Below are 25,878 nucleotides of genomic sequence, written 5' to 3'. Positions count from 1 at the left end.
ATAAACTCCTCACATTTTTTTACTGTTAGACTTGGCAGTTTTAAGCATTTTTACAAAAATAGAAGTGAGTTCATTTCCTTCTTTCCATAAAGGAGCGATTTGATCTTTATTTGCCAACTCAGATTCTACAATAATTTCCAACCAATAAAGGGTTTCGTCCGATTCTTCTACTACAATACCGAGCTTTGCAATAAAATCGGCTTTTGACCTCCCTCTTAAAGCTGCTCGATAATTAGCACCAACAGATGTTGAAGATCGAATGATTTGATTTGAAACAGGAATCGTGGAATTCCTTCTGGGCAAGGTTTCAGTCATTTTAATGATGGAAACGGCAAAAGCTTTAGTCCTCTTTTTCAATTCTTCTTTCATCCCTAAACTTAATTACTACACTTTAAGTTAGTTAGAAAAATCTTATATCTGATATCTTATTTCATAAATTTAGTATCCATATTTTCCTTTCCACTTACTCCCTAAATACCGTCTTAATTCATTTTCTCGGGCGTTTTCGCCAGGTTCATAAAGTTTGGTTCCTTTGATTTCATCTGGTAAAAATTCCTGCTCGACAAAGTTGCCGGGGAAGTCATGGGAATACTTGTAGGCTTTGCCATAATTCAAATCTTTCATCAATTTGGTGGGAGCATTTCGGAGGTGAAGAGGAACAGATAAATCTCCTTTTTCCCGAACTAAAGCCTGAGCTTGATTGATGGCCATGTAAGACGCATTGCTCTTTGGAGAACTCGCCAAATAGGTCACACATTGGGAAAGAATAATTCTTGATTCCGGATAACCGATCAATTTCACTGCCTCAAAACAATTGGTTGCTAAAAGTAAAGCATTAGGATTGGCGTTACCGACATCTTCCGAAGCCAAAATCACCAAACGCCTGGCGATAAATTTCACATCTTCTCCCCCTTCGATCATCCTTGCCAGCCAATACACGGCTGCGTTGGGATCTGAACCACGAATGGACTTGATAAATGCCGAAATAATATCGTAATGCTGTTCTCCTGACTTATCGTAAAGCGCCACCTTTTGTTGAGCAATCTGCATTACCTTTTCATCTATAATCACGCAGGGATCTTCATTAATCCCATCGATCACTATTTCTAATAAATTCAAAAGCTTTCTCCCATCACCTCCGGAAATTCTCAGCAAAGCATCGGTTTCCTTTAGCTCAACATTCAACTTCTTTAGATCCATATCCTTCTCCAAGGCCTGATGAAGCATTGCTTCCAATTCAATTTTACCCAATGAATTCAAGGTAAAAACCTGACATCTGGAAAGCAAAGCGGCATTGACTTCAAAGGAAGGGTTTTCTGTTGTCGCACCGATCAATCGGATAATTCCTTTTTCCACTGCTCCAAGCAAGGCATCCTGCTGGGATTTATTAAACCGATGAATCTCATCGATAAATAATACCACACCCATCTGAAATTTCGCTTTTTCGATTACTTCCCGGATGTCTTTTACTCCAGAACTTATCGCCGAAAGCGTGTAAAAAGGTGCTTTGATTTCATTGGCGATGATATTGGCAATAGTAGTTTTCCCCACCCCTGGAGGTCCCCAAAGAATCAGAGAAGGCACATTTCCCGATTTGATGGCTTTGTATAAAAATGAATTTGGGGATGACAAATGCTCTTGCCCAATTAGATCTTCCAATCGAATGGGGCGCATTCTTTCTGCCAAAGGAGTGTTATTCATGTGTCAGAATATAGATTCAAAAGGCAAGATACAGAGAAATGAAAAAAGGGCTCCATGGCCCTTTCATTTATGACAAAAACTGTCTTATGATTACAAGTCTGAAATCCTATTTCCAAACTCTTCAAGTTGTTCATCATCAAAATCATGATGTGTCACAAACCGGACTAAATCTGGACCGAATTTCACAGCTTTGATGTTTTTCTCTTTCAGTTTTTCAAGAAAGAATTCAGGAGTAATCCCATCTAGTTTTGCGATGGCAATATTCGTCGCCACTGGAAGAACTTCAGAAACGAATGACTTTTTCAGTAGCATTTCTCCCAAAGCTCTCGCTCTTGCATGGTCTTCCTTAAGACGATCTACTTGATGATCCAACGCATAAATCCCAGCTGCAGCCAAAAATCCTGCTTGTCTCATTCCTCCACCCATTACTTTACGGACTTTTCTTGCTCTTTTAATATCAGCTTTTGAACCTAGGAGTAAGGACCCCACAGGACATCCTAGTCCTTTGCTCAGGCAAATAGAAATCGTATCAAATTGCGCTCCCCAGTCTTTTGGGCTTTCTCCAGACTCCACCAAAGCATTGAATAATCTGGCGCCATCCAAATGAAGCTTCAACCCGAATTCCTCGCATACTTTCTTGATCGGCACTACTTCATCAAGTGTATAAATACTTCCTCCCCCTTTGTTCATGGTATTTTCCAAAGAAACCATGGTCGTTTCAGGAGCGTGAATATCATCTGGATTGATCGATGCTGCCACTTGAGAGGCAGTAATTTTACCCAGATCTCCTTCCAGCAATTTTACCGAAGCCAATGAGTTGGCCATAATCCCTCCTCCTTCATACAAATAGATATGTGAGTATTTATGGCAGATTACTTCTGTTTGAATCCTTGTATGGAGACGAATAGCAATCTGATTCGTCATCGTCCCAGAAGGACAAAAAACAGCAGATTCCTTTCCGAAGAGTTGGGCTGCCTTTTCTTCCAGAGCCAAAACTGTCGGATCTTCGCCAAAAACATCATCTCCGACAGGAGCAGCAAACATAGCTTCTTTCATCCCTGGGGATGGCTTGGTGACGGTATCACTTCGTAGGTCAATGATCATTTTATGAAATACTTAGATTTAGAACTTTGAGATGGGGCTAAGGTCTTGATGGCTTTGGCGGCTTCGATAGGTCTATCTGTGGCTAAAATATCTGCTCCATTCTGGATAAAACTTGCATAGATTTGGTCGCCTCGAGCTTCGGCGCTTTGATCCAGGTTACCTAAAACACCTAAAATGGTAAATACGCGGCGCTGATGGAGTGCCTGATTAAATTCGCGAGGTCTTTCTGCCAAACCCGTAAAGGCAATGACTTTATCCCAAGGAATCCTTGTTTCTTCCAGCCTTTTAATTTCATCCTGATTCCGGATCGTAACAGAGAGCATTAATTCCGGAGCCATGAAATGAAGTTTTTTCGCAGCTGGAAAAGTATAAGTAATCAAAGCGGCATGGCCTTCAGACTTGGTTTCACGTACTTCCTCAATGATTTTTTCATAAGGAACTGAGCTTTTGATATCCACTGTCAACAAGGCTCTTCTTTTTGTCCAAAGTAGAGCTTCTTTCAGTGTGGGAACTTTAAAAGTGGTCAATTTTCCTTCTTCATCTTCCAGAAAAAGTCCTTGAATGTATTCATATGTGACCTCTGCAACTTCCCCTGTTCCATTAGTAGTTCTTTCAAGGTCATCATCGTGCATTAAAACCAACACAGAATCTTTGGTCATAGCGACATCCAACTCAATTATGGACGGAGTGTACTTTAAAACATGCTCAAATGTCTCGATCGCATTTTCAGGAAATCCAGGATACGGGCCTCCACGGTGTGCCGAAACCATCGGAATACGATCTGAGCTCCAATTATAAAAATCTTCAGCACTCCCAACTCCCTCTAAATCGATGTAATATCCTTTTGACTCCGTGGGGGAGGCAACTAAGCTCCCATCGACATTCTTTTCAGAAGTCTTAGGTGCACAAGCATTGAAAACAATTATGAGCAGTAAACTGCAAATAAGATTAATTCTCATCCTTTTTTGAGTCTTTCTTAAATATAAAATCCAGGCCACTGCTGCGTTTATTGAAAATCTCTTCCATGTCTTTTAGCTCCAGATTTAAAGCTTTGGTGGAAATCTGAATTTCTACCAAGGAAAGCGCCAAAGCTATCAGTAATGAGCCCATGCTTCCCACAAAGACCCAGTTGGCAGCTTCAATAAATCCATGGAAAAGCAAATACATGCATACGATGCATAATAAAAAGCTAAAAACTCCGAAAAGCTGCATGTTTTTGATGAGCGTTAATCTTTTGCGGAGATTATGAATTTGCTCCACAATCATTTCCTGATCCGGTGCATCCATGTAGTTTTTGTGTAGGCCACGAATCAAACTTGCGATAGCCAAAAAGCGGTTGGTAAATGCCAGCATCAATAAGGTGATGGCAGAAAAAAGTAAGGCTGGGGTTGAGAGTTGGAGTTCCATAAGCTAAAGTTAATGGATTAATGATCTCTCAAAATCCTCTAAATAAAAAAAACCTGCTCTTTTCAGAGCAGGTCCTATAACTAATCAATTACAATTTAATTCTCTATGCAACTTCACCCAAAACGACCAGCTTCTCCAAGGTAGGAGATTCTGAACCTCCTTTAGGCTCGATAGTGATGGCAAATGCTCCTGCTTGAGCCACTGCATCCATTTGTTGAAGCGTCAGTTTTTCACCAGGATTTACCAGACCGATTCCGATCGGACCATCATCTCCGATTGCCCAAAGCTGGTAATCGTATTCCTCACTGAGTGAATTTAAATTATTAACTGCTACAAATACTTCTCTAGCATTTTGATCCCAGAAGACATCTACTTTGGCGTCTTTCTGCATATCAAAACCCTCACCTTTCATTTCTACTCGTTTGAAATCACCAGCGATAATTCTTTCCAACTGGGTATCTTTCTGTTCGTAGTCCAGTTTTACTTGATTGAGATTATCAGCCATGACACTTTGCTCCTGCATCAGTGCTGTAAACTGTTGATCTCTTTCATAAAACTTATTCGCGTAGAAAATAGCCACTGCTGAGGCGATTACTGCTACTAATGAAGCAGCCACCGCAAATGGCTTCCATGGAGACAATTTGACTACTTTAGTCTCCAAAGGAGCAGCAGTAGGTTTCACTGTCTCTTCTTTCTTAAATTCCGATTCCAGGCTGGCGAAGATCTTATCTTTCACCTTGGCAGAAGGTTTCGTTCCTGTTAGCTCATCCAGAGCAAACATGGCCTCTTCCAGTTCATTGAGCTCTTGCTGAATCTCAGGATACTGTCTTGACAAGGCCAGAACCTCCTCACGCTCCCGCTCATTCAACTCTCCCAGAAGGAAAAGCTCCAATTTGCCTGATGCTATGTATGATTGAATATCCACTAGATTCTGTCTAAATTCTTTTTCAAAACTTGTAATGAAGCTCTCACCCGAGATTTGACGGTGCCAAGAGGAATTTCAAATTCCTCTGAAACTTCAGAATGCGTATATCCTTTGAAATAAATATACTCAATAATAAATCGTTGATCTTCATTGAGTTGATCCATCAATTCCTTTACGCCAATTGCATCTGTCTGCTCTACAGTCCCGGATTTGCTCTCCAAACCATATACGAAGTCGTCAATTGTGTTGGTCTTACCAGATTGTGAAATTTCTTTTGAGCGTAGTTTATCAATGGCAGAATTCCTGCAAATATTGGCCATCCAAGTGTATAGACGGCCTTTTGACTCCTCATACCGATCGATTTTTTTGATTATTTTAACAAAAGCATCGTGAAAAACTTCTTCGGCAATGTCGGAATCATGGACTATCCTAGATATGACAGCGAACAGCGCACGCGAATACTTCTCATAGAGATATTCGGTGGTTTTCCTGTCTTTAGCCCTGAGTCCGGCTATTAATTGTTCTTCCTCCAAATTTGGTCGTTTTAATTGGGTTATCCCTAAAAATAAAACACAAGACCGAATGTTTTCAGTCTTGTGCTCTTTATTTTCAAAATTAATTCAATTACAGGTGAATCACCTCATCATAAGCAGCAGCGGCAGCTTCCATAATTGCCTCTGACATGGTCGGGTGTGGGTGAACTGTCTTGATCAACTCATGACCAGTGGTTTCCAGTTTACGGATCGCCACGATTTCAGCAATCATTTCAGTCACATTCGCGCCTATCATATGAGCGCCAAGCAATTCTCCATACTTCTTATCGAATACCAACTTCACAAATCCGTCTTTTGCTCCGGCTGCAGAAGCTTTTCCAGAAGCAGAGAATGGGAATTTACCGATTCTCAAATCATATCCGGCTTCTTTCGCTTTTGCTTCAGTCATCCCTACTGAGGCGATTTCTGGTGAGCAATAGGTACATCCTGGGATATTTCCATAGTCTAATGGCTCAGGAGTATGTCCTGCGATTTTTTCTACACAAATGATTCCTTCTGCAGAGGCTACGTGTGCCAAAGCCGGACCTGGGATCACATCACCAATAGCGTAATATCCTGGCATATTGGTTTTGTAATACTCATCTACTTTGATTTTTCCTTTATCTACAATGATGCCTACATCTTCCAGACCAATATTTTCCAAATTGGAAACGACTCCAGCAGCAGAAAGAACGATATCACATTCTAAAGTCTCTTCACCTTTTGCAGTCTTAACGGTCACTTTGCAACCTGTCCCTTTGGTATCCACAGCAGTCACTTCAGAAGATGTCATGATAGTCATTCCAGACTTCTTATAAAGTTTCTCCAAGGTTTTAGAAACTTCAGCATCTTCCACAGGAACGATTCTATCCAAATATTCAACAATAGTCACTTCTGTTCCGATGGAAGCATAGAAATAGGCAAATTCAACACCGATTGCTCCAGAACCTACCACGACCATTTTCTTAGGCTGCTTCTCTAGAGTCATTGCTTCACGATAACCGATAATTTTCTTCTTATCGATTTTCATAGAAGGAAGCTCTCTTGATCTTGCTCCAGTAGCGATAATGATATTGTCAGCAGAGTAAGTTGTTTTCTTATCGTCTTTATCAGTTACCTCTACTTTTTTACCCGGCTGGATTTTGCCCCAACCTGAAATCACTTCAATCTTATTTTTCTTCATTAGGAAAGTAACGCCTTTACTCATCCCGTCTGCTACTCCCCTGCTGCGTTTTACCATTCCTCCAAAATCAGCTGTGGCTTCCTTTACAGTAATTCCATAATCAGCCGAATGGTTGATGTATTCAAATACCTGAGCACTTTTAAGCAAAGCTTTGGTAGGAATACAGCCCCAGTTTAGGCAAATACCACCTAGCTCGGCTGCTTCTACTACAGCAGTTTTCAAACCGAGTTGGGAAGCACGAATAGCTGCCACGTAGCCACCTGGACCACTACCCACCACGATCAAGTCAAATTTGGTCGAAGACATATCTAAATATTGTTTTATAACGAATTGAAACTATGCAAAAATAGACCTTTTGGCTTCAGAAAAAAATTTGAAGCAATCCCCAAAAGCGCAATTGATTTCGACAAAACTGGTTTAAAAGGCAGGGGTTGAAATAGAATTTTACCAAATTCTGTTTTCATCCAATTTTATTCTTTAAAATCAATTTTTGAGGAAAAATACGATCGAAGAATTGCAAAACTCAAAAGCCTTTGCTTTTCCAAGCGGAAACTTTCGGTTTTTTTCTAATTTTGGCAAAACAAAATTTTAGAATCAATGGGATTACTTTCCGGAAAAACAGCTTTGATCACCGGTGCCTCTAAAGGAATCGGAAGAGCCATTGCGATCAAATATGCTCAGGAAGGCGCCAATGTGGCCTTCACTTTTTTGTCCAGTGTTGAAAAAGGTCAAGCTCTTGTTAGCGAGCTAGAGGCTTTTGGCGTTAAAGCCAAAGGATATCGCTCTGATGCCTCAGATTTTAAAGCTGCTGAAGAGTTGGTAAACAATGTGGTAGCAGATTTTGGAGCTCTTGACATCTTGATCAACAATGCTGGAATCACCAGAGACAATTTGTTGATGAGAATGACCGAGGAATCTTGGGATGAAATCATGAATGTAAACTTGAAGTCCTGCTTCAATACTGTGAAAGCGGCAAATAGAACCATGATGAAAGCAAAGGCGGGATCTATCATTAATATGACTTCTGTAGTGGGAGCCAAAGGAAATGCCGGTCAGGCAAACTATGCTGCTTCTAAAGCTGGAATCATTGGTTTCACCAAGTCCGTTGCTTTGGAGTTAGGTTCTAGAAATATCCGTTGCAATGCCATTGCTCCAGGTTTTATCGAAACAGAGATGACTGAGGTTTTGGATGAGAAGACAGTTCAAGGATGGAGAGATGCCATCCCAATGAAGCGTGGTGGAAAACCGGAAGAAATTGCAGATGCCTGTGTATTCTTGGGTTCTGATATGAGTACCTATATTTCAGGGCAGGTGCTTCATGTAAATGGAGCGATGTATACCTGATGGATATAAAATTTTAGATGTATGATAAACGATTTAAAAGCGGCTGAGGAAACTCAGCCGTTTTTTTTTATCGTTAAAATTACTTAAAGCATAGTTAATCTTTTCGAGATGCCCAATAAATAACTAACTTATTAAACAACTTTTCACAAAGTCATGAAACGGATTTTCTTTTCAGCCTTTCTCTCAATTGTTATCCTAAGCGCATGTTCTCAAAAAATTGAGAAGAATTCAGACAATGAAACTCAGTTTAAGGACTTTAACCTTGTTCGGATTGATTCTATTAAAATCCCCTATCTAGGAAACCCAATTTTACAGGATATTTCACCTTTGAATCATAAAATCCTTTTCATTGAAAGCGGTCCAACTGATGAAGAAATCTTTATCACAGATTTCAATGGAAAAATCCTGAATTCCTTCGTGACAAATGGAAATACAATTGTAGGACATCTCAGACGTATTGCTCCTTTATATTTTGAAGAAGATGGGAATTCATTTCTATCTTTTGGCCAACCTCATGTAAAAAGGGTGTCCATTGATGGAACAAATGTGGAAATCATTTTTACAGGTATTCCTCTTTACTATTCTGGATTCCCTTCACCTACCAATGAAATTATCTTTAAGGGAAATAAAATCTTTTTTAACAATCGATCAGAAATCAGTGAATATAACCGATACCAAAAAGAGTATTTAAAAAGCCTAAAGCTTTTAGGAAATTTTGATCTTGAAAAAAATGAAATCACCTATTTCCTGCCATTTCCAGAAAGCAGCAAATACCATAATGGTTTGATCTATCCACATTCTAATTGGGTATCGCGGTTTATATTTTCCAAAAATGAATTAATAGTCGCCTTCGAAGGAGAGCCAGCCCTCTTTGTGTTTGAGGACAAAGAACCTTTTTCATTCATTAAAAAAATCGATCTTAAACTAGATAATTTTAATGCTTATAAAGGACATCCAGAAGGTGAGAAAGGAATAGACTTCATGGATGCAATGACAACCTTGGGGAAAATCGAAAGCATTAAAAAAGTAGGAGAATATGTTTTGGTGGGATATAATCCTGGATTCAACAATGAGCAAATAAGGAATTGGAAAAACACAATCTCCCCAGAAGAAAAAAGGGAATTGATCAATAAATTCAAAAAAGAGACACCAAGTAAAATCCTAGTATTGAATGAAAATCTTGAATTATTAGGGGATTTCTCATTTCCAGATAATATTCTCATTTCCAGCCTTATGGAAAGAGATGGATATTTATGGGGATCAAAATATAATCCTGACACTGAAGAAGATTATTTCACCATATATAAATTAGAATTTTCAGAGAAATAGAAAATCTCATTTCTCAAACCTACTTAAATCAATCTTATAAAACTCGTATTCGTCCTCTGACTTTTGTTCGGGTTTATTGATAAAAAGCCCTTCGGAAGTTAAGAACCAGTTTTCAACTTCTACCTCAGTTTGAAAGTCAAATAAATATTCTCCTTTGGGCTCCCAGTCGCCCGAAAAAACACTTAAGATATAATGTTTGGTTCTCTCAAATTTGGTATCGCCCGTGCCTGATTCTTTGATTTTAGAGCAACGAATGATTAAATCTCTTTTTTCATCGTAAAGTAAGAATAGGTGCTTGGAAGCTTCCTTTGGTAAAGCCCATACCGTAAACTGATTTCCCCAAGGAATAATTTCATTAGGCATATACTTAAACTTTTGCTTACTTGTAGGAGCTATTTTCTTTACTATTTCTAAATCCTTAAGTACATAAATCGTATCGGAATAAGGCCAGCCTAGCAAATAGTGGCCCCGTGTTTTATCCCTATCGCCAAACAACTGGGTTGCAGTCATATCTCCCTCAAATTGATCATATCCCCCTGGAATAAAGAATTCACTAGACACAACCTCACCAGTCTCAATATTTATCTGACTTAACCAACTTTTAAAGTCCAATGGAAAGGCTGTTCGCATCTCGCCAGGTTTAGTATTAGGACCCAAATTGACCCAATAAGTGGGGTTTTGCCCAATCTGGAGATATGGTGGTTTGAATTGCATAAGTCCGTTTTCTGGTTGAACATGTGCATCTGCCATCATATTATTTGATTCTCTTAAACTGGATTTAACATGACTAATTTTATTACCAATTGAATCATAAACACCAATCTCTCCTAAATCACTAATGCCAATTATTTTACTTGGAGAAACTATATAGCTAAACCAAGCTCCTTTGAGAGAATTAGGCCCATCTGAGGGAATTTGTATTTGGTCAATCTTTTCACCTGACTTGGTATCAGCAAAATTTATTGCTCTCCCATTAAATTTTGTTGCTCCAGATAGATATACAATCCATTCTTCACCATCCTTCTCGATTGATTTTAAATTGCTAAAACCTGTAGTCTGGTTATCTTTTATTAAAGAAAAGTCTTCTAAAAGCAATTCTTCAAGCTTTCCCTGGTAAATCCCTTCATCTCCTTTCTCAGCACAGGAAAAAATGAACCCAACCAATACCAATCCTAAAAATATCTTTTCCATCAGTCCGTAAATTGTGTTAAGTCTAGCTTATAAAACTCGTATTCATCCTCTGACTTTTGCTCGGGTTTATTGATAAAAAGCCCTTCGGAAGTGGAGAAAATGTTTTCAAATCGAGTTCCACTTGGATAAATAATTTCCAATTCCCCACGCAACTTCCAGTCCGGATCATAAATCAAAAGCAGATAGGTATTTTCATCCAAAAACATTTTTTGTCGTGGATCTAAAATATCCGGATCGGGTTGTCGGTGTTTGATTAAAGTCATTCTTACATTCAATCCAGAAGATATATCCTGGAATAAGCGAATGTTCATCGAACCATTTTCCTGTAATTTCCACGCTCCTCTATTCTTATCTCCTTCATATTTATCTGGAAAATAAGTCATGGGTGTGATTGATTCCAGTTTACGGGTATCTACCACTTGGCAATCTTTAATTTGGTATAACGAGTCAGAGTAAGAAAACATGGCCCAAGAATTTCCGTTTTCCACCATCCGAACCATTGCAGATGCCTGAGAAGAATTGGCGTAACTTTCATCATAAGGGGATTTAAAATCAGTCTTGCAAATCCAGTTTCCTTGATCATCAAATTTTAAAATCCAGGAGGAAAAATCCAGATCAAAGCCATCTTTTCCCACCCGATGCGCCATCACATCAAAAGGATTTAAAGTAAGTTCATATTCATCATTTGAAACTTGATGAAGGGCATTTCCACCCATTGGAAACGAAAAGAAGTCATTGGACTCTAAATCGCTCATATCCAATTGGAATTGGGCCGATACAGATTTATTCTTGTACACAATTGCATTCCCTGTGGTATTGGTAGCAACAATTGTGGAGTTATCAAAGACTTTGGCTATATGTGGCCCTCCTTTGAGAGAACCAGGGCCTTCTTTAGGAATCTGAAACTCGTCGATTTTCCTTCCGGTTTTAGGATCAAAAAACTTAAATATCCCATTCCATTTTGTGTATGCTACCTCCTTCCCATCATATTCCAATGCTCCTTGAAACCCCATAAAACCAACCTCCACACCTCTTTCAAAACTCATTCCCCCAGTGACAAAATCTTCTAAACTCCCCTGAATAACCTCCTGTTTTTTGGTACAAGAGAAGAAAAAAATCGAAATAAATAGTAAAACAAATGGTTTCATTTACGAAAATTTAATAGCCCAACTAAATCTAATGAAATATCTGAAACTAAAAAAGCCTCAGAGGTAAATCTGAGGCTTAAACTTTATTAATTAATGTCCTTAAAATACCCTTCGATTTCGAGACTCTCGTCTCTCAAGTGCTCAGGGTGACATCTTTAAAGTATAGGATCTAGACCTTCGAGGTTTTTGGAAACCTCAAAGGTTAAAAGAATCAATCCTCTCCCAAGAAAGGATATCTATAATCTTCTGGAGAAACGAATGTTTCTTTGATCGTACGTGGAGAAACCCAACGAAGCAAGTTGATCATTGAACCTGCCTTATCATTGGTTCCTGAAGCTCGGCTACCGCCAAATGGCTGCTGACCTACCACTGCTCCAGTTGGCTTGTCATTGATGTAGAAGTTACCTGCTGCATTCTTCAACTTAGTAGTTGCCAACTCAATAGCATAGCGATCCTGAGAAAAAACAGCACCTGTCAAGGCATAAGGTCCTGTCTGATCTACCAACTCTAGCGTTTCTTCGAAGTTCTCTGCATTGTATACATAGATCGTCAAGACCGGACCAAAGATCTCTTCACACATCGTAGTGTACATTGGATCTTGAGTCACTATTACTGTTGGCTCGATGAAGTATCCTTTTGACTTGTCAAAGTTACCTCCGGCAATAATCTCTACTCCGTCTGCTTCTTTTGCTTTTGTGATGTAATTGGAGATTTTATCAAATGCTATCTCATCGATTACAGCATTTACAAAATTGGTGAAGTCTTCTGTTCCTCCCATTGTCATGGATGCCAAATCCTCCAACATATATCCTTTTACCTCATCCCAAATATTGGATGGAATATAAGCTCTAGATGCAGCAGAACATTTTTGTCCTTGGTACTCGAATGCTCCTCTTACCAATCCAACTGCTACTGCTTTTGGAATGGCTGATTTATGAGCGATCACAAAATCTTTTCCTCCAGTCTCTCCAACGATTCTTGGGTAAGATTTGAATTTATTGATATTGGCTCCGATTTCTTTCCAGATATGCTGGAATACACCAGTAGAACCTGTAAAGTGAATCCCTGCGAAATCAGGATGCTTGAAAATAATATCTCCAGCAACAGGTCCATCCACGTAGATCAAGTTGATCACTCCGTCAGGAACGCCTGCTTCTTTGAAAACCTCCATCAACACATTGGCAGAATAAATCTGAGTATAGGCAGGTTTCCAAACGATGGTATTACCCATCATCGCAGCAGAAGTTGGAAGGTTACCCGCGATGGCAGTGAAGTTGAACGGAGTCAATGCGAAAATGAAACCTTCTAAAGGTCTTTGCTCCAATCTATTCCAAACTCCATTTCCTGAAACAGGAGGCTGCTGGGCATAGATTTCAGTCATGTATTTCACATTGAAACGCAAGAAGTCTATAAACTCACAAGCCGCATCGATTTCAGCCTGCATGGCATTTTTCGACTGACCAAGCATGGTTGCTGCATTGATTTTGGCTCTATAAGGACCAGCAATCAAATCAGCAGCTTTTAAGAAAATAGCAGCTCTTTGCTCCCAAGCCATATTTTCCCAAGCGTGTTTTGCTCCCAAAGCAGCGTTAATTGCCTGCTCCACATGAGATGCATCGCCTTCATGAAAATGACCTAAAACATGCTGATGATCATGAGGAGGAGACATTGGATGCTTATTTCCTGTTCTGACTTCTTCGGAACCAATGTACATCGGCACGTCAACTTGCATGGATCTGGCTTTTTCAAGCGCATCTTGTAATTCTTTTCTCTCCGGACTTCCGGGAGCATATGCTTTAACCGGCTCATTGACCGGAGTGGGTACATTAAAAAAACCTTTGAGCATGATATCTGGGGTTATGATTTTCTGATGTTGGCAAAGATAACCAACAGGATTTTATTGACTAGTGATTTTGGTAACAAAAGCGATTACAGGATACTTTCAAGCTCCTTGAGGTGCCCAATTGTATAGGTTGGTTTCAAATTTATTTGCTTTCCATCCGGATTGAAATAGACCTGATCGATCAAGGCATTTTGTGCTCCGAGGATATCGGAATTCGGATTATCTCCGATCATAATGCAATTTTCTGCTTTGGTTCCAAGGCTTTCAATAGCATGATGAAAGATCCTGGGATCTGGCTTTTTATGACCTGTGGTCTCCGAAGTCACAACCAAATCAAAGTACTGATCGAGCCCTGAAGCTTTCATTTTCTTGGCCTGAGATTCATTAAAACCATTCGTAATAACATGAAGCGGATATTTGGCTTTCAGGTAAGTCAGGATCTCATTGGAATAGGGAAACACATGTGGCTTAGAGGAAGTTCGATGCATAAAATCCTCCTCAAACGGCAAAGGAACTGAGTTTTCTGATGCTCCAGCATGGGCAAAGATTCTTCTGAAACGTTCTTTGCGAAGGTTATCCTTATCAATCTTCCCGACATTATATAAATCCCAAAGCTGGAAATTCACATGATGAAAGGAATTGAAAAATGTCTCGAATGTGGGAATTCCCAACTCTTGAAGCATGTATGCTTCGTAGAGTTCAGTGAGTGATTCGGTGACATTTCGATCATAATCCCAAAGCGTATGGTCCAAATCGAAGAAAATGTGTTGGTAAGTTTTCAAGGTAATTATCGTCGGTACTGATTATTCTGTATTTTATTGATGGCAAGTTCCCGGTTGGATTTCAGGATTTCGAAAGTTTCTTGGTCTTTGATCAGACTTGGATCTTTTTGAAAAAACTTGAAAATCTGCTGAAGGATCTCCAAATATTCTTCAAGGATGTAATAAAACATCCATTGATCCACTCTTCTACTGCCCAAAAGACCTGCATTCTTTAAGTATATCAAGTGTCGGCTGGTTTTTGTTTGAGTAAAATCCAGAATATGTTCCAAATCAGAAATTGACAAGTCTTTATTTTGCATCAGCAAATGCATGATTCGTACTCTAGGTTCTTCAGAAAGTGCCTTAAATATTCGGAGTCCATAATTTAAACTGATATTTTTAAGTCTCATTTAGTAAGTTTTAACTCAGTTTATGCTTATTAAATAAAAATTCACACGAAATTAGGGTATAATCGCATCGGATTTCCCAACCTTTCGTCTTTCTATTAAGTTAATTTATTTGTGAATAATTCAATTTTACTTCGATCCGCATTTCTTTTTCTACTGGGATTTATTTTTTCAGTACATCTTGCTACTGCCCAAGATCAGCAGGAAAGAAAAGTCATTCAGCTCTCTGGTATCATTTTAAATGCTGACAGTACAGATGCTGTTGCCGGGGTAAACGTGTATGTTCCAAAGAAAGGAAGAGGAACTAGTTCAGGAAGATTTGGATATTTCTCCATGCCAGTATTGGAAGGTGATAGTGTTGTTTTCAGTTTCATTGGATTAAAAAGACAAACTTTTAAAGTTCCTGAGACGGTAGAAAACGACCGAATCAGCTTGATTTTAACAATGGAGGTGGACGAAATTGCCTTGGCAGAAATCGAAGTAATGCCATATCCAACGGAAGAGGAATTCAAGCAGGCTGTTATAGCCATGAATGTCGTAGATCCAATGTCCATCAGCCGTGCCAACATGAGTCCGGAGATGTTACTTCGCTGGGCGGAGAGCATGCCGGCTTCCGGAGGAGAAAACTTCCGATATTTCCAGCAAGGCCAAGTTTTACAAAACCAAGATCTCTATGGGCCTAGACCTTTACGTCTTTTGGATCCATTTGCGTGGTCACAATTCATTCGATCCATTAAGCGAGGCGACTTGAAAAAGCGGGATTAACCGATTTTAAAAGCTCCCACAAATTTTAAAAACTCCCGCAAAGGCGCAAAAGGGCTATATTTTTTTTTATAAAATGGATGAAATCTGATTTGCCACAACTTATCACGCAACGACGCTACGGCGCAACGTTGATTTAATTGGAATTACAGGCCATTAACTATCCTTTTTATACCATCTTTTAAAAGAGCCTCATTAAAATTTAGAAGTAACCCTAACTTCAATTTAGTAAGTTTTAAATAAGTCATTACTTGTTTTAAATGGACAGGAGCAATTACTTGAACTGACTTAATTTCAATAATAACTTTCCCTTCTACTATTAAGTCGGCACGAAATCCATTTTCAAAATGTATTTCATCCCACTTAAAGGGAATAAACACCTCGCTCTCAACTTTAAACCCTAATTTCTTTAGTTCATAAAGCAAAACTTTTTGATAAACAGACTCTAATAATCCTGGCCCCAACTCTCTATGGATAAGAAATGCTTTATCTAAAATATTTTTAGCTATCTCATTTTCAACCTTTTCCATAAAAATTTTTGCGTCGTTGCACTTTTGCGAGAGTTTAATCAAAAGTTATTTTCCAATATTATGTTTGAGTTTTATAATCAATTTATTCTCAAACATCAATTCTGCTCGAAAACCACTTTCTACTAAAAGCATAATTTAAAAAAATTATACTTTTTGATTTACCGATTTCAGGAAAACAAACCATAATTCTTTAAACAATAAAAATGGTTTGCAAAAATATAATTTCCCTTTGCCATTTTTCCTGAATGTATTCGTTGCGCCGTTGCGTCGTTGCGAGAGTTTTCCTAAAAGAATTTAATTTATCTCAGGAAGCACCCAATTTTCCAAGACACTAGGAATTCGCATCATTTGCTCGATCGCCTCCACAGTCCTTGGTGCATCTCCAGAAAGATTAACCGGGCCATTGGAAGTTACCAGAATATCATCTTCGATTCGAACTGCGATTCCCCACCATTTTTTATCACAATCAGATCCATCTGGAATATAAATCCCTGGCTCTACAGTTATAATCGCACCTTCTTTTAGACTTCCATACCCTCCTCGGTCATGCACATCCAATCCTACATGGTGACTCGTTCCATGGGGGAAATAATTATGTCTTTGGCCGGCTTTGATGATACCCAATTCTACCAAACCCTCGTCAATGATCCTTCTGGTCTCTGCTCCGATTGTCGCAAAATCAGTCCCGATTTTAGACAAAGCGATACCTGCATCCTGAGATTTTAAAACCAATTCATAAATAGCCTTTTCCTCCTCATTGAATTTGCCATTTACAGGGATAGTCCTTGTCACATCAGCAGTGTACCCCTTCCACTCAGCACCTAAATCCATCAATAACAAACGATCACTGATATTTTCCAGATCGTTTTCTATATAATGCAGAATACAACCGTTATTCCCCGCGCCTACGATGGATGGGTAGCCTACATCTTCTGCTCCATATCGTTTATAAATAAACTCATGAATCCCTTGAATCTCACGCTCTGACATCCCTGGCTTGGCAGCTTTCATCACCTCTATTTGCCCGATGGCAGAGATTTTCGCAGCCATTCTCATCAATTCTTGCTCTTCTGGAGTTTTGATTTCCCGAAGTCCATCCATGATTTGTGTCAAGAGAAATAAGTCAACTTTTTGGTTTGGCAATTTGTCTTTGACAGCCATACGCTTTTCGGGAGAATCCGCATTTAGGAAATCCTTTAATACCGGATCATCTTCCACCTCAGGATATCTTTGTTTTGCCCTGCCAATAATCTGGGCCACATTTGCCGAATTCTCGATATCTGTTGCCCGGATCAGTTCATACATCTGAAGATTTACAGGAGAAACTTCCATCGGGTATCCTGAAGAAAGTTTGAATGAATTCACCATGTTTTTTAATCCTGCATTGGCACTGCTTCCCTCAATCTCTTCCGATAAATCAAAGGTCAATACCTTATCGAATCCCGAAAAGTCTATTTTTTGGCCAGCTGTAAACTCTTCGTATAAAAAGACATTCTCAAACCCCAGCTTCTCTTTCACTCCATCTACACCCAGTCTCTTTCCATTCCACATTTCAGATCTTGGATCACGTGGCTGTACATAAATCATTTCATTTACTTTCTGGCCATTCACTTCTCGGTCTTCACTAAAGATCACCAAAACCGCATTTGGTTCTCTCAAACCAGTCAGATAATAGAAATCAGTATTAGGATGGTAGACATAATCCACATCATTGGAGCGATTTTTCACAGGGTTGTTAAATACTACTGCTACAGAATTTGCCGGCATTTCTGCTCTCACTGCCGCTCTCCTTTCTTTATGCCAGTCGCTACTGAGTGCATTTTCAAAATGAGATTGGGCAAAGGAACTAATCGATATAATCAGAAAGTTGATGAGGATAAATAGTCTTTTCATAGATAAGCATTTAAAAAACCTAATCTCACATGTTTTGTCCATTTAACAAAGTCTTAATTTATGGATTGAAGCATATGCTTATCTTTAGGCTCAAATTTTATATATCATGAAAAAAATCTGGATCTTATTTTTCCTTTCTGTTCTGAGCTTTGGGCCTATTCTCGCCCAAACTGAAGCAAAAAAACCAAAATTAATAGTAGGAATCATTGTCGATCAGATGCGTCAAGAGTATCTGTATCGATTTGCTGACCGATATCAGGATGGTGGCTTCAAAAGATTGATGAAGGATGGATTTATGATGAAAAACGGACATTATAACTACATCCCAACTTATACAGGGCCGGGACATGCCTCTGTTTATACCGGTACAACCCCAGCTACTCATGGCATTATCAGCAACAGCTGGTATGTAAGAAGTTTGAAGGGGTCTCTTTATTGTGCAGAAGACTCCACAGTAATGGCTGTAGGCGGATCTGAACCAAGTGGGAAAATCAGCCCAAGAAATTTACTTTCGACGACTATCACCGATGAGCTTAGATATTCCACCAACAAAAGATCCAAAGTGGTGGGTGTCGCTATTAAAGATCGTGGAGCAAGTCTTCCAGCAGGACACTTAGGCGATGCATATTGGTATGATAGTGGAACAGGTGAGTTTATGACCTCTACTTATTATCATGAATCTTTACCGGCTTGGGTACAAAGCTTCAATGAGAAAAAAGTGGCAGAAAAATATTTGAGCCAAACTTGGAACACCTTATATCCAATCGAAACTTACAAGCAAAGTATTGAGGACAACAATGAATTTGAAGCTCCATTTGCAGGTAAAGACACGCCGACTTTCCCATATAATTTAGATTCCCTTAAAACAGGTAATGGTGAACTGGGATTGATTGCCTCCACTCCTTTTGGAAATACCATGACTCTTGATTTTGCCATTGCAGCCATCGAAGGTGAAAACTTGGGAAACAGAGGAGAAACCGATTTTCTGGCTTTGAGTTTTTCTTCTCCAGATTACATTGGTCATAGATTTGGTCCTGCTTCCAAAGAAGTTGAAGATAATTACCTACGACTGGATTTAGAGTTCGAAAGACTTTTAAACTACCTGGATGAAAATATTGGAAAAGGTGAATATTTGATTTTCTTATCTGCTGACCATGCTGTAGCCGATGTTGCCACACACATGATCAGTGAAAAAATCCCAGCTGGAAATCTTAACAACAGCTACATCAACGCGCAGTTGAAAGGATATACACAATTGACTTATGGTGAAGGGGATTGGATTGAAAGCTTATCCAACGAACAGGTTTTTCTTAACCATGACCTGATCCGAGAAAAAGGCATCAACTTGCGAGACATGCAGGAAGACCTTGCAAATTTCTTATTACGCTTTAAAGGAGTAAAAGAAGTTTACACGGCTTATGCAATGAAAAATGGCGAGTTTACTCATGGTAGAGCAGCTGCGCTTCAAATGGGATATAACCAGAAGTCTTCTGGAGATGTACTATTAATCCTGGAGCCAGGTTGGTTGACAGGAGGAGCAAAAGGAACCTCACATGGCACAGGATATACATATGACACCAATGTTCCAATTGTCTTTTATGGTTGGAATGTTCCGGCTGGTGAAAGCTCCAGATATGCTACTATCACAGATATTGCCCCTACCTTATCTATGATGCTGGACATCAAATTACCGAGTGGTGCGACAGGTCAGCCAATCATTGAAATCACCGATAAATAAATAGGAAGTAAATTATAAAAATGAAGCCCCGAAGAAATTCGGGGCTTTTTTATGAGTCAGAAGAACGAGCTCTATTCTGTCCAACTCATTGGATAATCCTTATCAACAAACTCCAACGCTTCTTTGGTGATTTGGAGTGATTTAAAGGTGTCAAGCATCACAGCATATTCCTCGGTTGCCTTTGCTCCTATGGATTTTTCTACTGTACCAGGATGAGGACCATGTGGCAATCCACCCATATGAATTGTGAAAGAACCTCGATCGATTCCTTTTCTACTCATGAATTCCCCTTCCGCATAATACAAAACCTCATCCGAATCAATATTTGAATGATTGTAAGGAGCTGGAATAGCTAAAGGATGGTAATCGAATAAGCGAGGGACGAATGAACAAATTACAAATCCCCATGCCTGAAAAGTCTGATGGACCGGTGGTGGCTGATGGATTCTTCCTGTAATTGGTTCAAAATCATAAATAGAAAGCGCATAAGGATATAAATATCCATCCCAGCCAACTATATCCAATGGGCTATGACCATAAGTGTAAGGATGCAGCATCCCCTGTTTTTTGATCTGGATAAGATAATCTCCCTTCTCTTTTTCTATATGTAAAGATTCCGGCGTTCTAATATCACGCTCACAATAAGGTGAATGTTCAAGCAATTGCCCTACTTCATTTCTATATCTTTTTACAGTTTCGATCGGCCCATGAGATTCGATTACCAACAGCCTTAATGGCCCTTCTTCATCAAATTCGAACCTATAAATGGTCGTTCGTGGAATTACAATATAATCTCCTTTTCTGACGGTCAGCTTTCCAAATTGGGAATACAAAACGCCAGATCCATCGTGAACATAAATCAGTTCATCACCATCTGCATTTTTAAAATAATAATCCATTTTCCGCTTCCGAGGGGTACAGATCCCCATCATCACGTCAGAATTCATCATGAGCATTTTCCGGGCGCTCAGGTAATCCTCTCCAGTCACCTCCACTCCGGAAGTCTTCAGGTGCGTCTGGTTTAGTCCATGTTCTTTTACCGGTTCCCAAGAATAAGGGGTAGGTTTCCCGATTGACTTGACTTCATTCGGGTTATAGATATGGTATAAATTTGAATAAATACCCGAAAAACCTTTAGAGCTAACAAGTTCTTCTTTGTAAAGGCTTCCGTCTGGCTGGCGAAATTGAGTATGTCTTTTCGGAGGTATTTCTCCTAGTCTAAAATAATAGGCCATGTTAATTTGGGTTTATAGGGTAGCTAAATTACAAATATTGTAGTTAGAATCAGGAATTATCGGTTTGTCTTCGTTCCTGTACTTAAAACATAATTAAATAAGTTAAGTTTTTGTATTTTCCCCTTTATTAAAACCCCATGAAAAAAATAACCCTACTACTTTTCCTTTTTTCCAGTAGCCTAACTTTCGCACAAAAAGCCAAATTGATTTGGGCGGATGAATTCAAAAAAGACGGTTTACCTAACCCAAAAAACTGGAGTTATGACGTCGGTGATCATGGCTGGGGGAATGATGAATTGGAATACTATTCTGAAGCAGATTTAGATAATGCGAGAATAGAAGATGGCATTTTGATCATTGAAGCTAGAGCGGATGAATCCAGACCAAAAGGTTATACATCTGCAAGGTTAGTGACCAAAGGAAAGCAGGCGTGGAAATACGGATACATTGAAGTCAAAGCAAAACTCCCTACAGGAAGAGGCACCTGGCCGGCTATTTGGATGCTTCCTGAAAAAAACCTTCATGGCGGCTGGCCAAATAATGGAGAGATTGACATCATGGAGCATGTCGGTTATGATCCAGGAAAAGTTCATGGCACCGTTCATACCAAAGCCTTTAATCATAAAATCGGAACCCAAAAAGGCGGTAATAAAATGGTTTCAGAATTCGATTCTGATTTCCATCTTTATGCCATCGATTGGAAAGAAAACAAAATTGACTTTTACATCGATGATGAATTGTATTTCACTTTTGAAAATACTGGAAAAGGATTTGAGGAGTGGCCGTTTGATCAGGAATTTCACTTGATTTTAAACATTGCAGTTGGAGGAGGCTGGGGAGGTCAGCAAGGAGTGGCAACAGATATATGGCCACAAAAAATGGAAATTGATTATGTGCGGGTTTATAACCAGAAGCCCAATAAATAAGCGATAGATCGAAGTTTTAAAATAGAATGTCCCAATTATGCAGAAGAGAAAGTTAACGGCAATTGTCACCATCTCGATACTTTTACTATTGATTTATGGTAAAAACCTAACCGAAAGACAGTCATTCAAAAGTATCAGTAAGACTTTTACTGAAGTTTATAATGACAGATTGGTGGTGGAAGGTTATATCTTCCAGATTTCTGACCGACTCTTCTCTATCCAAAAACTCATCGATCACTGCAATTTGGATTATGATTACTCCAGAGTGATTAATGAAATCCAAGGGCATGAAAATGGTATAATGGAATTGATCATTGACTTTGAAAACACCAACCTGACGGCAGAAGAGTCCAGCTATTTGACTGATTTTAAGAAAATCATACAGAATGATTTGACTATCAAAAGCTACGACCTTTTGTATTCTGATTCTTCTGGGGTCAACTCCAATCAGGTAAAACTCTACGATCAAAAAATTGCATTGGCAAAAAGTGATCTAGATAACTTAAGCAAAATCCAGCTGGATGAAGGACAAAAATTAATCAGCAAAGCCAAAGTTCAAATCAACCGATCTCAGATCTGGGCTCAATTTGAAGTGGCTTTGCTGATTATCCTGATTATTGTGATTTATTACTTTTTATTCAAAAAGCCACAAAACACCATGGATCCCTTCCATTAATCAATAGTCGAAAACATTCTTAAGGTAGGCTGCATTTTTTTCTGCGGCCTCCATAGGATTGGTTCCTACGAATCTTTCTTGCTCGACAATGAAATATTCCATTCCCAAGTCAATAGATTCTTTGACGATTTTGGTAAATGGGATTTCACCTGAACCGAATAATACACCTCTTTCTTCTCCATCTCCTTTGTCTGCTTCAGCATCTTTCAGGTGGCAAAGTTTAAATCTTCCAGGGTATTTGGACAGATATTCAGAAGGATTAAATCCTGCCACATGCACCCAATAAATATCCATTTCAAAATCCACTAACGCTGGATCAGTATTCTCTATCAATAAATCCTGAGGAACCAGACCTTCCAGATTTACAAATGTGTAATCGTGGTTATGGTAAGCGAATTTGAGATCATGCGACTTTAGCGTTTCAGCAGCTTTGTTAAACTTATCTGCTATTATTTTGTACTCATCGATCGTTTTTTGAGGTCCAATCCATGGACAGATCAGATACTCTAAACCAGCTTCTTTCGCATCGGCAGCCTGTGCATCCAGATTATCAAACACATTTGCATGAGATGCGACCATCTTCACCCCAAGGTCTGTAGTCAGTGACTTAAATTCTGCTGGCTTCATTCCCCAAAGCACTCCTTTCCCTCCGTCAAATCCCTCAAACTGTGAGTAACCAAATCCAGCCAAGGCTGTCATGGTAGCTTTTGCGTCAGCAGCCATTTCGTCTTTGACAGAATATAATTGGATTCCAAAATCTTTAAGTTTCGACTTAGAAACTTCAGGTGTTTCCATCTGAACTTCATCCTCCTTTTTGGCAGGAGAGCAAAATTGTAAAGGCATGATAGCAGAGCTCACTCCGAGCAATGCCCCCATTTTGATAAATTTTCTTCTAGGATTGTTCATCATTTAAAAAGCCTGCCCCTTTTGGGAGCAGGCGGTTTATTTTGTAAGGATAAAATTAAATAGCATATGCTTTATCTCCCGGATTATATGGGATACAAGGATCAAATCTTCCCGGCACTTCCACATAATTCAATGCTTGTGTCGCACCGATTTCTGAAGTGAAGTAACCCAAAACTGTCAGGTCTTTCAACATCCAGATGACAGCTGGGCTGCGATCTTCGCTTGCTTTTGCAGTTTCATACATTTTGTTGAGGTAAGCGGTTCTTTCCTCAGCAGAAGCTTCTACAAAAGATTTACCGTTTTCAGCCTTAAACTCTTTGTTGATCATATTCAATCCATCGACAAAAGTTTTCTGCTGATCGGCATCGTAACAGTCTTTCACCATCATCACCATAAATGATCCGATGCCTGTTGCTTTAGCTCCAGGAGTATCAGTGGTAGGAATAATGGTATCTCCAATTTCATCCAGAAAAGCGATGTCTTCGGGCATGAAATTCAAACCTTCGATCTGATGCTCTGGAGTACAACCAGTCAGGATTGCGGTAGCACCTACCATTGTTCCTCCCATCATCAGAACTACGCTTTTCAATGCGTCTCTTCTATTCATAGTCATAGTTTCCGTCGTTTAAATTAGAGATTTCCTTTTTTTAATTCATCTACTGCGAAAGCTGCCGCTCTAGCTGTCAAAGCCATATAGGTCAAGGAAGGATTTACTGCAGCTGCAGAAGTCATACAAGCTCCATCAGTCACGAATACGTTTTTGGCTTCCCAAACTTGGTTGTTTCCGTTCAATACAGAAGTTTTAGGATCTCTACCCATTCTTGCAGTACCCATTTCGTGGATTCCCTGTCCGAAGGTATAACCTGCATCCCATTCATTTACATTTTTGAAACCAGCTACTTCCAACATTTCGGCTGCATCAGCCATCATGTCTTTACGCATCTTAATTTCGTTGTCTTTGATTTCTGCATTCATCACCAATGCTTCCATTCCCCACTTGTCTTTTACAGTATCACTCAACTTGATCGTGTTATCGTGATAAGGAAGAATTTCACCAAAAGCTGTGATACCCATAGACCATGGTCCTGGCTTAGTCAACGCTTCTTTCAAAGGTGCACCGAAATTAATTTCTGCAACATCTCTACTCCAACCGCTTCGGCTTGCTCCACCTTGATAACCAAATCCTCTTAAGTAATCACGTTTATCACTGCCAACATTTCGGAACCTAGGAATGTAAAGACCGGTTGGTCTTCTTCCAAAGTAATACTTGTCATCGTATCCTTCCATGGTACCGCTGGCTCCTAAACGGAAGTGGTGATCCATTACGTTATGACCAAGCTCACCAGAGCTACTTCCCAAACCTCCTGGCCAGATATCAGTAGCTGTTCTCATCAAGATCGCGGTAGAGTTGAAGGCTGATGCACATAAGAACACAATTTTCGCATCGTATTCTATTGTTTGGTTTGTCTCAGCATCTAAAACCTCAACACCCGTTGCTTTCTGAGTGTCTTTATCATAGATCAATCTTCTAACAATAGACCAAGGTCTCAAAGTCAAATTTCCAGTAGCATCTGCTGCTGGCAAGGTAGAAGCCTGCGTACTAAAATATCCTCCAAAAGGACATCCTAGTGAACATTTATTTCTATACTGGCAGCCCGGTCTTCCTGGAAGTGGCTGCGTAATATTTGCAGGACGACCGATTGTCCAGGTTCTAGCACCTTGATAGTGTTCTTTGATTTTTTCTGCTGCATCTTTCTCTACACAGTTCATCGGCATTGGAGGCATAAATTCACCATCAGGCAATACATCCAAACCATCTTTTGAACCAGATACACCAGCGAATTTCTCAACATAGGAATACCAAGGAGCAATATCTTTATATCTAATAGGCCAATCGACCGCGATTCCCTCTTTGACGTTTCCTTCGAAGTCAAGATCAGACCAACGATAGGATTGTCTTCCCCAAAGCAAGGATCGACCACCTACTTGATATCCTCTAAACCATGTAAATGGCTTTTCTTCTACGTATGGGGAATCATCTTCATGCGCCCACCAATCCAAATTCAATTCATTCAGAACATAATCTCTTCTCAAATTCGGGTGATTCTCCAACTGTTCTTGAGTTCTCCTGCCTCTATGCGGCACTTCCCAAGGGGCAAGTGTAGCGGATTTATAATCCTTAACATGCTCCACCATAGGTCCCCTTTCCAACAAGAGAACTTTCATTCCTTTTTCTGTAAGCTCTTTTGCAGCCCAACCTCCACTAATTCCGGAGCCAACTACAATTGCATCATATGCTTGATTTGCCATAAATAGGGTATTTGTTAATTATTTTC

General features: G+C 39.5%; 25 protein-coding genes. 6 read left to right on the top strand and 19 right to left on the bottom strand.

Annotated elements, in window-relative coordinates:
* Positions 1–9 precede the first annotated feature (9 nt).
* The 8 genes from FHS59_RS00375 to lpdA all read right to left on the bottom strand — a co-directional run bounded on the left by FHS59_RS00375 (position 10) and on the right by lpdA (position 7,159).
* Positions 10–369, bottom strand: coding sequence for a four helix bundle protein (locus FHS59_RS00375; RefSeq protein ID WP_184492437.1), 360 nt, complete (start codon positions 367–369; stop codon positions 10–12).
* A gap of 69 nt (positions 370–438) precedes the next feature.
* Entirely contained in the window at positions 439–1,701 is a 1,263-nt protein-coding gene (locus FHS59_RS00370) for a replication-associated recombination protein A (RefSeq protein WP_184492436.1), read from the bottom strand.
* 90 nt (positions 1,702–1,791) lie between these two features.
* Positions 1,792–2,805 (bottom strand): threonine aldolase family protein, encoded by a 1,014-nt coding sequence (locus FHS59_RS00365; RefSeq protein ID WP_184492435.1) that lies wholly within the window; start codon positions 2,803–2,805, stop codon positions 1,792–1,794.
* Entirely contained in the window at positions 2,802–3,764 is a 963-nt protein-coding gene (locus tag FHS59_RS00360) for a glycerophosphodiester phosphodiesterase family protein (protein ID WP_184492434.1), read from the bottom strand. Before FHS59_RS00360 ends, FHS59_RS00365 begins: the two co-directional genes overlap by 4 nt.
* Positions 3,754–4,212, bottom strand: a complete 459-nt coding sequence (locus tag FHS59_RS00355; protein ID WP_184492433.1) for a DUF2721 domain-containing protein — start codon at positions 4,210–4,212, stop codon at positions 3,754–3,756. The genes FHS59_RS00360 and FHS59_RS00355 overlap by 11 nt, the downstream gene beginning before the upstream one ends.
* A 103-nt stretch (positions 4,213–4,315) precedes the next feature.
* Positions 4,316–5,137, bottom strand: coding sequence for an anti-sigma factor (locus FHS59_RS00350; protein ID WP_184492432.1), 822 nt, complete (start codon positions 5,135–5,137; stop codon positions 4,316–4,318).
* On the bottom strand, positions 5,137–5,670 hold the full coding sequence (locus FHS59_RS00345) for an RNA polymerase sigma factor (RefSeq protein ID WP_184492431.1): 534 nt from the start codon (positions 5,668–5,670) through the stop codon (positions 5,137–5,139). The genes FHS59_RS00350 and FHS59_RS00345 overlap by 1 nt, the downstream gene beginning before the upstream one ends.
* A 91-nt stretch (positions 5,671–5,761) precedes the next feature.
* Entirely contained in the window at positions 5,762–7,159 is a 1,398-nt protein-coding gene (gene lpdA / locus FHS59_RS00340; RefSeq protein WP_184492430.1) for a dihydrolipoyl dehydrogenase, read from the bottom strand.
* 291 nt (positions 7,160–7,450) lie between these two features.
* On the opposite strand from lpdA, the gene fabG reads away from it, so the two are divergent.
* Together fabG and FHS59_RS00330 are read left to right on the top strand one after the other, a co-directional pair.
* The gene (fabG, locus tag FHS59_RS00335) at positions 7,451–8,197 is read left to right on the top strand and encodes a 3-oxoacyl-[acyl-carrier-protein] reductase (protein WP_184492429.1); all 747 of its coding nucleotides are present in this window, start codon (positions 7,451–7,453) and stop codon (positions 8,195–8,197) included.
* Positions 8,198–8,350: 153 nt separating this feature from the next.
* Positions 8,351–9,526, top strand: coding sequence for a hypothetical protein (locus FHS59_RS00330; protein WP_184492428.1), 1,176 nt, complete (start codon positions 8,351–8,353; stop codon positions 9,524–9,526).
* A 6-nt stretch (positions 9,527–9,532) separates the two neighbouring features.
* Here the strand turns inward: FHS59_RS00330 and FHS59_RS00325 are convergent, their stop codons facing one another.
* The 5 genes from FHS59_RS00325 to FHS59_RS00305 form a co-directional block, all read right to left on the bottom strand.
* Positions 9,533–10,621 carry a DUF4221 family protein gene (locus FHS59_RS00325; RefSeq protein WP_184492427.1) on the bottom strand — a complete coding sequence of 363 codons (1,089 nt, stop codon included), beginning with the start codon at positions 10,619–10,621 and terminating at the stop codon, positions 9,533–9,535.
* A gap of 95 nt (positions 10,622–10,716) precedes the next feature.
* Entirely contained in the window at positions 10,717–11,865 is a 1,149-nt protein-coding gene (locus tag FHS59_RS00320; RefSeq protein ID WP_184492426.1) for a hypothetical protein, read from the bottom strand.
* 211 nt (positions 11,866–12,076) lie between these two features.
* Positions 12,077–13,711 carry an L-glutamate gamma-semialdehyde dehydrogenase gene (gene pruA / locus FHS59_RS00315; RefSeq protein WP_184492425.1) on the bottom strand — a complete coding sequence of 545 codons (1,635 nt, stop codon included), beginning with the start codon at positions 13,709–13,711 and terminating at the stop codon, positions 12,077–12,079.
* An 83-nt stretch (positions 13,712–13,794) separates the two neighbouring features.
* Positions 13,795–14,490 (bottom strand): YjjG family noncanonical pyrimidine nucleotidase, encoded by a 696-nt coding sequence (locus FHS59_RS00310; protein WP_184492424.1) that lies wholly within the window; start codon positions 14,488–14,490, stop codon positions 13,795–13,797.
* Positions 14,491–14,495: 5 nt separating this feature from the next.
* Positions 14,496–14,879 (bottom strand): ArsR/SmtB family transcription factor, encoded by a 384-nt coding sequence (locus FHS59_RS00305; protein WP_184492423.1) that lies wholly within the window; start codon positions 14,877–14,879, stop codon positions 14,496–14,498.
* 111 nt (positions 14,880–14,990) lie between these two features.
* On the opposite strand from FHS59_RS00305, the gene FHS59_RS00300 reads away from it, so the two are divergent.
* A complete protein-coding gene (locus tag FHS59_RS00300; protein ID WP_184492422.1) occupies positions 14,991–15,641 on the top strand; it encodes a carboxypeptidase-like regulatory domain-containing protein in 651 nt (216 codons plus the stop codon).
* Positions 15,642–15,784: 143 nt separating this feature from the next.
* Here FHS59_RS00300 and FHS59_RS00295 read toward each other — a convergent pair whose 3' ends face one another.
* Both FHS59_RS00295 and FHS59_RS00290 read right to left on the bottom strand, forming a co-directional pair.
* Complete coding sequence (locus FHS59_RS00295) at positions 15,785–16,168, bottom strand: GxxExxY protein (RefSeq protein ID WP_184492421.1); 384 nt, start codon at positions 16,166–16,168, stop codon at positions 15,785–15,787.
* 294 nt (positions 16,169–16,462) lie between these two features.
* Complete coding sequence (locus tag FHS59_RS00290; RefSeq protein WP_184492420.1) at positions 16,463–18,061, bottom strand: aminopeptidase P N-terminal domain-containing protein; 1,599 nt, start codon at positions 18,059–18,061, stop codon at positions 16,463–16,465.
* A 106-nt stretch (positions 18,062–18,167) separates the two neighbouring features.
* Here FHS59_RS00290 and pafA point away from each other — a divergent pair, with 106 nt between their 5' ends.
* On the top strand, positions 18,168–19,799 hold the full coding sequence (gene pafA / locus FHS59_RS00285; protein ID WP_184492419.1) for an alkaline phosphatase PafA: 1,632 nt from the start codon (positions 18,168–18,170) through the stop codon (positions 19,797–19,799).
* A 71-nt stretch (positions 19,800–19,870) separates the two neighbouring features.
* On the opposite strand, the gene FHS59_RS00280 is transcribed toward pafA, so the two are convergent.
* The gene (locus FHS59_RS00280) at positions 19,871–21,034 is read right to left on the bottom strand and encodes a homogentisate 1,2-dioxygenase (RefSeq protein WP_184492418.1); all 1,164 of its coding nucleotides are present in this window, start codon (positions 21,032–21,034) and stop codon (positions 19,871–19,873) included.
* Positions 21,035–21,171: 137 nt separating this feature from the next.
* Between FHS59_RS00280 and FHS59_RS00275 the strand changes: the two genes are divergently transcribed.
* Both FHS59_RS00275 and FHS59_RS00270 read left to right on the top strand, forming a co-directional pair.
* Positions 21,172–21,960, top strand: a complete 789-nt coding sequence (locus tag FHS59_RS00275) for a glycoside hydrolase family 16 protein (protein ID WP_184492417.1) — start codon at positions 21,172–21,174, stop codon at positions 21,958–21,960.
* A gap of 37 nt (positions 21,961–21,997) precedes the next feature.
* Positions 21,998–22,636: an MCP four helix bundle domain-containing protein gene (locus FHS59_RS00270; protein ID WP_184492416.1), complete on the top strand. Its 639-nt coding sequence runs from the start codon at positions 21,998–22,000 to the stop codon at positions 22,634–22,636.
* Here FHS59_RS00270 and FHS59_RS00265 read toward each other — a convergent pair whose 3' ends face one another.
* From FHS59_RS00265 to FHS59_RS00255, 3 genes are read right to left on the bottom strand one after another with little or no spacing between them, the layout of a single operon-like run.
* Complete coding sequence (locus tag FHS59_RS00265) at positions 22,637–23,542, bottom strand: sugar phosphate isomerase/epimerase family protein (protein ID WP_317168125.1); 906 nt, start codon at positions 23,540–23,542, stop codon at positions 22,637–22,639.
* A 55-nt stretch (positions 23,543–23,597) separates the two neighbouring features.
* On the bottom strand, positions 23,598–24,155 hold the full coding sequence (locus tag FHS59_RS00260; protein WP_184492414.1) for a gluconate 2-dehydrogenase subunit 3 family protein: 558 nt from the start codon (positions 24,153–24,155) through the stop codon (positions 23,598–23,600).
* A gap of 17 nt (positions 24,156–24,172) precedes the next feature.
* The gene (locus FHS59_RS00255) at positions 24,173–25,852 is read right to left on the bottom strand and encodes a GMC oxidoreductase (protein ID WP_184492413.1); all 1,680 of its coding nucleotides are present in this window, start codon (positions 25,850–25,852) and stop codon (positions 24,173–24,175) included.
* Between the last annotated feature and the right edge of the window lie 26 nt (positions 25,853–25,878).

Origin of the sequence: Algoriphagus iocasae (genome assembly GCF_014206875.1) — a bacterium.
GTDB lineage: Bacteria > Bacteroidota > Bacteroidia > Cytophagales > Cyclobacteriaceae > Algoriphagus > Algoriphagus iocasae.
Note: the sequence above shows the minus strand (reverse complement) of the source record. Positions and strands in the feature narration are given on the sequence as shown.

Bases quoted from the DNA above. Each gene is read 5' to 3' on its own strand.
- FHS59_RS00375 (WP_184492437.1), bottom strand. From the start codon at position 369: ATGAAAGAAGAATTGAAAAAGAGGACTAAAGCTTTTGCCGTTTCCATC.
- FHS59_RS00370 (WP_184492436.1), bottom strand. From the start codon at position 1,701: ATGAATAACACTCCTTTGGCAGAAAGAATGCGCCCCATTCGATTGGAA.
- FHS59_RS00365 (WP_184492435.1), bottom strand. From the start codon at position 2,805: ATGATCATTGACCTACGAAGTGATACCGTCACCAAGCCATCCCCAGGG.
- FHS59_RS00360 (WP_184492434.1), bottom strand. From the start codon at position 3,764: ATGAGAATTAATCTTATTTGCAGTTTACTGCTCATAATTGTTTTCAAT.
- FHS59_RS00355 (WP_184492433.1), bottom strand. From the start codon at position 4,212: ATGGAACTCCAACTCTCAACCCCAGCCTTACTTTTTTCTGCCATCACC.
- lpdA (WP_184492430.1), bottom strand. From the start codon at position 7,159: ATGTCTTCGACCAAATTTGACTTGATCGTGGTGGGTAGTGGTCCAGGT.
- fabG (WP_184492429.1), top strand. From the start codon at position 7,451: ATGGGATTACTTTCCGGAAAAACAGCTTTGATCACCGGTGCCTCTAAA.
- FHS59_RS00330 (WP_184492428.1), top strand. From the start codon at position 8,351: ATGAAACGGATTTTCTTTTCAGCCTTTCTCTCAATTGTTATCCTAAGC.
- FHS59_RS00320 (WP_184492426.1), bottom strand. From the start codon at position 11,865: ATGAAACCATTTGTTTTACTATTTATTTCGATTTTTTTCTTCTCTTGT.
- pruA (WP_184492425.1), bottom strand. From the start codon at position 13,711: ATGCTCAAAGGTTTTTTTAATGTACCCACTCCGGTCAATGAGCCGGTT.
- FHS59_RS00305 (WP_184492423.1), bottom strand. From the start codon at position 14,879: ATGAGACTTAAAAATATCAGTTTAAATTATGGACTCCGAATATTTAAG.
- FHS59_RS00295 (WP_184492421.1), bottom strand. From the start codon at position 16,168: ATGGAAAAGGTTGAAAATGAGATAGCTAAAAATATTTTAGATAAAGCA.
- FHS59_RS00290 (WP_184492420.1), bottom strand. From the start codon at position 18,061: ATGAAAAGACTATTTATCCTCATCAACTTTCTGATTATATCGATTAGT.
- pafA (WP_184492419.1), top strand. From the start codon at position 18,168: ATGAAAAAAATCTGGATCTTATTTTTCCTTTCTGTTCTGAGCTTTGGG.
- FHS59_RS00280 (WP_184492418.1), bottom strand. From the start codon at position 21,034: ATGGCCTATTATTTTAGACTAGGAGAAATACCTCCGAAAAGACATACT.
- FHS59_RS00275 (WP_184492417.1), top strand. From the start codon at position 21,172: ATGAAAAAAATAACCCTACTACTTTTCCTTTTTTCCAGTAGCCTAACT.
- FHS59_RS00270 (WP_184492416.1), top strand. From the start codon at position 21,998: ATGCAGAAGAGAAAGTTAACGGCAATTGTCACCATCTCGATACTTTTA.
- FHS59_RS00265 (WP_317168125.1), bottom strand. From the start codon at position 23,542: ATGAACAATCCTAGAAGAAAATTTATCAAAATGGGGGCATTGCTCGGA.
- FHS59_RS00260 (WP_184492414.1), bottom strand. From the start codon at position 24,155: ATGACTATGAATAGAAGAGACGCATTGAAAAGCGTAGTTCTGATGATG.
- FHS59_RS00255 (WP_184492413.1), bottom strand. From the start codon at position 25,852: ATGGCAAATCAAGCATATGATGCAATTGTAGTTGGCTCCGGAATTAGT.